The sequence below is a fragment of the Bacillus hominis genome, from assembly GCF_018332515.1.
GTDB classification, from domain to species: domain Bacteria; phylum Bacillota; class Bacilli; order Bacillales; family Bacillaceae_G; genus Bacillus_A; species Bacillus_A hominis.
The window spans coordinates 1-5,996 of record NZ_BOQD01000093.1; the positions used below are offsets into that span (position 1 = coordinate 1).

Annotated in this window: 6 protein-coding genes; 3 read left to right on the forward strand and 3 right to left on the reverse strand. The window is 33.3% G+C overall.

Annotated elements, in window-relative coordinates; all coding sequences use genetic code 11:
- Nucleotides 1-61 precede the first annotated feature (61 nt).
- Both KI356_RS10935 and KI356_RS10940 read right to left on the reverse strand, forming a co-directional pair.
- Complete coding sequence (locus KI356_RS10935) at nt 62-472, reverse strand: DUF2712 domain-containing protein (RefSeq protein ID WP_212935424.1); 411 nt, start codon at nt 470-472, stop codon at nt 62-64.
- 293 nt (nt 473-765) lie between these two features.
- A complete protein-coding gene (locus KI356_RS10940) occupies nt 766-1,197 on the reverse strand; it encodes an Lrp/AsnC family transcriptional regulator (protein WP_128281875.1) in 432 nt (143 codons plus the stop codon).
- Nucleotides 1,198-1,364: 167 nt separating this feature from the next.
- On the opposite strand from KI356_RS10940, the gene KI356_RS10945 reads away from it, so the two are divergent.
- The 3 genes from KI356_RS10945 (at nt 1,365) to KI356_RS10955 (ending at nt 3,838) form a co-directional block, all read left to right on the forward strand.
- Nucleotides 1,365-1,946, forward strand: a complete 582-nt coding sequence (locus KI356_RS10945; protein ID WP_128281874.1) for a beta-class carbonic anhydrase — start codon at nt 1,365-1,367, stop codon at nt 1,944-1,946.
- A 34-nt stretch (nt 1,947-1,980) separates the two neighbouring features.
- On the forward strand, nt 1,981-2,430 hold the full coding sequence (gene cynS, locus KI356_RS10950) for a cyanase (RefSeq protein ID WP_088079695.1): 450 nt from the start codon (nt 1,981-1,983) through the stop codon (nt 2,428-2,430).
- 127 nt (nt 2,431-2,557) lie between these two features.
- On the forward strand, nt 2,558-3,838 hold the full coding sequence (locus tag KI356_RS10955; protein WP_128281873.1) for a purine/pyrimidine permease: 1,281 nt from the start codon (nt 2,558-2,560) through the stop codon (nt 3,836-3,838).
- A gap of 51 nt (nt 3,839-3,889) precedes the next feature.
- On the opposite strand, the gene alo is transcribed toward KI356_RS10955, so the two are convergent.
- Nucleotides 3,890-5,428, reverse strand: coding sequence for an anthrolysin O/cereolysin O family cholesterol-dependent cytolysin Alo (gene alo, locus KI356_RS10960; protein ID WP_128281872.1), 1,539 nt, complete (start codon nt 5,426-5,428; stop codon nt 3,890-3,892).
- Between the last annotated feature and the right edge of the window lie 568 nt (nt 5,429-5,996).

Genomic DNA, 5,996 nt, shown 5'->3' on the forward strand with positions numbered 1-5,996 from the left:
ATGAGGAGGGACTTACAAAAATATAAAATATTATATTTATAAGTTCATTTTTTAAATATAATTATTTACGAATACTATCTGGGCTCCAAACACCTCTTGCTGTACCCTCAGCCCATCTTCTAGTATCAATTTTAACCTTGATACCAGAATTATATTTCTCAACTGCTAAATTATATAAGAATTCCTCTTGACCATCACGCATTTTGTATGAATGACCATCTGAAACGTCTGTACCATCTTTTAATGCAGCCCAGGCATTGAAATATCCATCTAATCCCGACATACTGTTCACCTTCATATAATATGCTGTTCTATTATATTTAGGTTGAGATGGCGTTTCATCATTAGGACTGTAAATACGATATACATTTGACCATGGGCGATCTTCATGATTAGACTTTGCTGCCGCTGATACTGCAAAACTTGATAATGCTATTCCTGCAGTTAAAGTTAGAACTGTTATTTTTTTCATTTATTCTCCTCCTATTCTTTTACTTGTAAGCCCACAAAAAATATAACACGCACAAATAAATAATTATATGTAAATATAAAGATTTTACAATATTTACATTGCCTTAATTTAAACTATATCTTTTTAACAAATACCTTGTAAAACATATCATTACACAAAGTTTTTCAACCAATAACAACTGTTTTGCTTGTAGATATTAAATAAAACCAAGATAAAAAGTTAACGACTTTATTATCTCTATACAAATAGGGAATAGCAAATAACGTTACTATCCCCTCCGAAGAAAAGAAACCTTATTTTAACTTTCCTATTGATAGATTAACACGATAATTCCCATACTTTAATAGTCGCCCTAGAAAGTTATCCAATTCTTCATTAGAAGCAAAATGTGTTTTTAGTAAATAACATCCTTCACCACTTATACGATGTACTTCAGAAATCCCTTCTTCTTTTTGAAAGAAATTCATAAACTCTTGGTGATTAGCTGTTGTTACAAACAAAGTAACAAATGCAGTCACTGTTTGTCCTAGTTTGATTCGGTTTATTGCGATTGTATATTGTTCAATAATCCCTAAATCCTCTAATCTCCGAATTCGATTTCCTACAGCCTGCCCCGTCATATGTATTTTTTGACCAAGTTCTTTCCATTGTATTCTTGAGTTTTCTCCTAATAATTTCAGTATCTCAAAATCTGTTTGATCAATGATATAAACCAATCCTTTCACCGTGAAAGTAGAAAGCCAGAAAGTGTTTCGCCAACTTATTCTGCTTATCGATACAATTCACTATACTTAGTTTATCCTCTTACATCACATTGTTTATCAGTTATATTTACTTATAACACAGAGGACGCAACAAAAAAATACATCTAGATTTAAAGGAGGTTACAAATATGTTATTACAAGATATTTTATCGTTCAATGAACAATTTGTAGAAAATAAGGAATACGCTCCTCGTGAAGCGACAAAAGTGCCTAAAAAACGTATGGTTGTTGTTTCTTGCATGGATGCTCGATTAATTGAGCTACTTCCAAAAGCTTTAGATATACACGATGGTGATGCAAAAGTTATCAGAAATGCAGGTGGTAAGATTGCTTCTCCTTTCGATAGTGTTATGCAAAGTGTTGTAGCATCAGTATATGATCTAAATGCAGATGAAATCTTCCTTATCGGACACCATAGATGTGGTGCGAGTCAAACTAATCCAAAAGGAACACTTCAAAAAATATTAGATCGTGGAGTAGCTTCACCAGAAATTTTATCAGCGATTGAATATGCTGGTATTGACCTTAAAAAATGGTTATTTGGATTCGATGATGTCTGCGATTCAACTCAAGCTAATGTTAATTTAGTAAGAAATCATCCACTTATTCCAAAAGATGTTCCTGTACATGGTTTAGTTATTGATCCTCACACAGGTAAATTAGATTTAGTAGTTGATGGATATAAAGCATTAAATGGTATGAAAAATTAATTATTATTACTTAAATGGAAGGAAGTTATTAGATATGAATAGACAAGAAGCTACGCAAAAAATTATGGAAGCAAAAATTGCAAAAGGTTTAACATGGGAAGAAATTTCAAAGGTAAGTGAAAACTCTGAAACTTGGGTTGTAACAGCGTTATTAGGACAAGCTACAATGACACGTTCAGAAGCAGAAAAAATCGGTAATCTATTAGAATTAGATGAAGAAGTAGTTCAAGCATTAACAGTAGTTCCACTTAGAGGTCAAGTAATGCAAATGCCTCCTACTGACCCAATCTTATATCGATTATATGAAATGATGTTACAATACGCACCAACTCTTAGAGAATTAATTTTAGAAAAAGCTGGCGAAGGTGTAATGAGTGCAATTAACTTCAATCTAGGTGTGGACACACAAGAAGATCCAAAAGGTGGCGACCCTCGTATCGTGATTACACTTAACGGGAAATTCTTACCATTCCGTACATGGTAATTACCTATAAATCTATCTATATAATTAAAATAATTTTATAGATTTACAAAATCCATCCTTTTTAATCTAACTGTGTAGAAAGGATGGATTTTTACTATGAGATTCTTTTTATACAAGGGAGAATACTATGAATAAAAAATACTTTGATACGAGCTTTAGTGTTCTACAGTGGTTTGTGTTTTTATTAGCAAATGCAATTGCATTGCCTATCATTATTGGTGGCATCTTCCATTTATCAATGGAAGATATCTCAACATTAATGCAACGAACTTTTTTAGTTGTAGGAGTAAGTTCATTTATACAAGCATGGTTTGGGCATCGCTATCCCATAGCGGATGGGCCAGCCGGTTCATGGGTAAGTATATTTGTCATATTGGGACAAGTCGCTATGCATCAGGGACAAAGTCCAAAGGATGTATTACAACTTCTAGAAGGCGGATTAATTATTGCAGGTATATTACTCTTCGTCCTTGGTATAACAGGGCTTGTTCATCGAATTCTACGTTTATTTACACCCCTGGTTACAGGCACTTTTCTTTTAATATTATCTCTTCAGCTTAGTGGTGTGTTACTAAAAGGAATGATGGGATTACAAGGAGCTGTAACTCATCCTGATTATACAACGGCTACTATTGCGCTCTTTGTTTTTGCCCTTATTACTTTCTTATCAATTAAAGGGAAAGGATGGATGAAAAGTTACGCTGTGTTACTTGGAATTTCATGTGGTTGGCTTTTGTATGCAGTATTAGGAAAATCATCTCATATGCCTTCACATACAACGCTAGTTAAGTTACCAGAGGTATTTGCTTGGGGCACACCTAGATTCGATATTGGAATGACTCTAACTGCAACTTTATTTACCTTTCTTTTAGTTGCAAATACAATTGCTGCTATTTCGGCTGTAAAACAAGTGGCTCCCCTATCTAAAGAAAATGAAAAGCAAACACTGAACCGTGGTGTATGGGTCGGAGGTATATCACATATTATCTCATCATTGTTCTCTACAATTGGAATTGTACCATTACCTGCATCAGCAGGATTTATTCAACTAACAGGTCAAAAAAAGGTGAAGTCGTTTCTTATAGCAAGTCTTATATTAGCAGGTATTTCTTTTATCCCCTCAATTGTAAACTTTATATCCTTGCTACCAGGTCCTATTGCTAATTCTGCACTTTTAGCTACATTTGTCCAAGTAATAGGCATTTCATTTCAATCCATTTTACGTGAAGAATTAAAGCAACGCCGATTAACTATATTAGGAATTTCATTATTAATCAGTTTGGGAATAATGTTTCTTCCAGAAAGTGCATTTAGCGGAGTTCCTTCTTCCTTACAATATGTTTTAAGTAACGGATTACTCGTAGGTACTATGATCGTTATTTTGCTAGAGCAGTTTTGGAAAGAGTAAAATTTGTGACTAAGTAAAAAAGCGCCCTGATTACAGGGCGCTTTTTTATACCTAATGACTAATACTAGCCGTTGGGTATAATGTTGTTCCTCCAATTGAAACTTTTATTTCATTTGTTAATGGAACATTTTGTTCATTAATAATTGTTCTCCACCATTCCCATGCAAGACCAGTACATTCTCTAGCTACGATTTTTATATTTTTTGAATTTGGTGGAAGAGGGATAACTGTAGAGTAATGAGCTGTTTTGTCTCTGCCGCTACCATCCCATGTTTTATGTGTTAGTACTTCTTTCCCATTTTGATCAAATGTGAATTCATCCCAAGATACATCAAATTGAGCAACGTAAGCACCGTAATGATCAAGTGTCATTTTAGCACTTGAATATTCTGTAGTTGTCGTCTCAATATAATCTGTATTGTTATGAACAGCAGCAGTTGCATTATCTTTTAAGAAAGTGCTTGTATATGAAATTGGATATGCTGGATTTTTAAGACTTAATTCAGCATTATCTTTAATGATATTTCGGATTTCATTGAAATCTTTAGTAACAACCTTGTTATGCTCTTTCGCATCTCCGCCTAATACTACAGCAGTAAAGGTACTTTCTTCAAAAATATCTTTATACTGTCCACTCGTTTCGACGCTGTTATTCTTAAGTAAGGCTTTAAAAGCAGCTTGTACATCTTTACTCTTAGATGTTGTTTCTAATTTTACATAAACGGTTCTACCATAAGCTACATTTGAAACCATAACAGGTGGAGCCGAATTACTTACACCTTTACGAGTTAACTCACCAAAAGTAACACTATTATCAAAAAGATCGGATGGATTGTTAGGTAGTTCAGCACTTACGGTATAAAATATTTGCTTATATGCCGCTACCATCACTTTCTTCTCTCCATTTGCAACCGCATTAAAATCGATGTTTAGACTGTTATCGAGATATTTAGCGTTAACGTTAAGGGCACTTGCGATTTGTGATTTACTATAAACCATAGATTCTGTATACTGCATTCTTGCAGGTAACGTATGTGTTTTAGAATACTTTTCATTCCAAGTAGATACTAAATCATCTACTGCTCCAGCCACATTACCATATGTCGGATTTTGGACAGTAATTGTATTTTCTTTTCTCATGCCAGGTAAGTCTATACTAATATTCAAAGGCTTTCTCTTAGCCACTAATAAACTCGGTTGATTGTCTGCAAAAGCTTTATTTGCAAGTTGTACCGCTCCTGGATACGTACGATTCACCACAGAATCAATAATCGAAATATCGACTGGTGAAGTTGTAAGTGATTTTTTCTCGCGTTCCACTACTACAAATTTACCATTTGAATTGATACTTTCTTTCGGAACAAAACCCTCTACTTTATCACCATTTACAGCTAAAACCTCTTGATTATTATATTTAAGATTTGCTATACCAGTATCAATGCCACTAGCATTTTTGGTTACATCAGTTATATTACCTGCTTGTGTTTCTGCGAAGGAAATAGATGAATAATTAATAGTGCATAGACTAACTAATAAACATGTAAGGAACTTTCTTCTTTTAGTGTTTTTCTTAATATTCAGAAAAATCACCCCGTTCTTTTTTTAGTAAGATATGATAATGATTGATAAATGATAGCTAACTAATAAACCTACATAAATGCTTTTAAAAGTTCTTGAACTAAAGGAATTACTCCACCTAAAAATTTCAAAACTGCCATTGTGATTTCCATATTATTTCCTCCTTTTTTATTGTTACTGAAATTTGATTTATCTTTATGCCCTCATTATAGGGAGCCCTTACATTTTTATCAATACACTCTTATATGCAATATTACATATAAAAAAGAAGCAAATAAAAAAATGTAACTTTACCCATAAAGTTGCCGCTAAAGGAAGCATATCTTTGCCGGAAATCACATGTTTTTGAGGAGATTTAGTTGATTATTCGAGGGGAAAGGAAGTATATCTTTGCCGTGGATTAATTATTAACCCATAAGCTTGCCGTGAATGCTGTTGGTTTGTAATAAAGTTTGATCAAAAGCATGCTACAAAAATTGATTTTTCAACAGAAGAAACCCAAACATTTCGAAAAAAGTTTGATCAAAATGCTTGGGTTATTTGTTGCTAGTGAATAATTTTTTATAAAAAAGTTTAATCA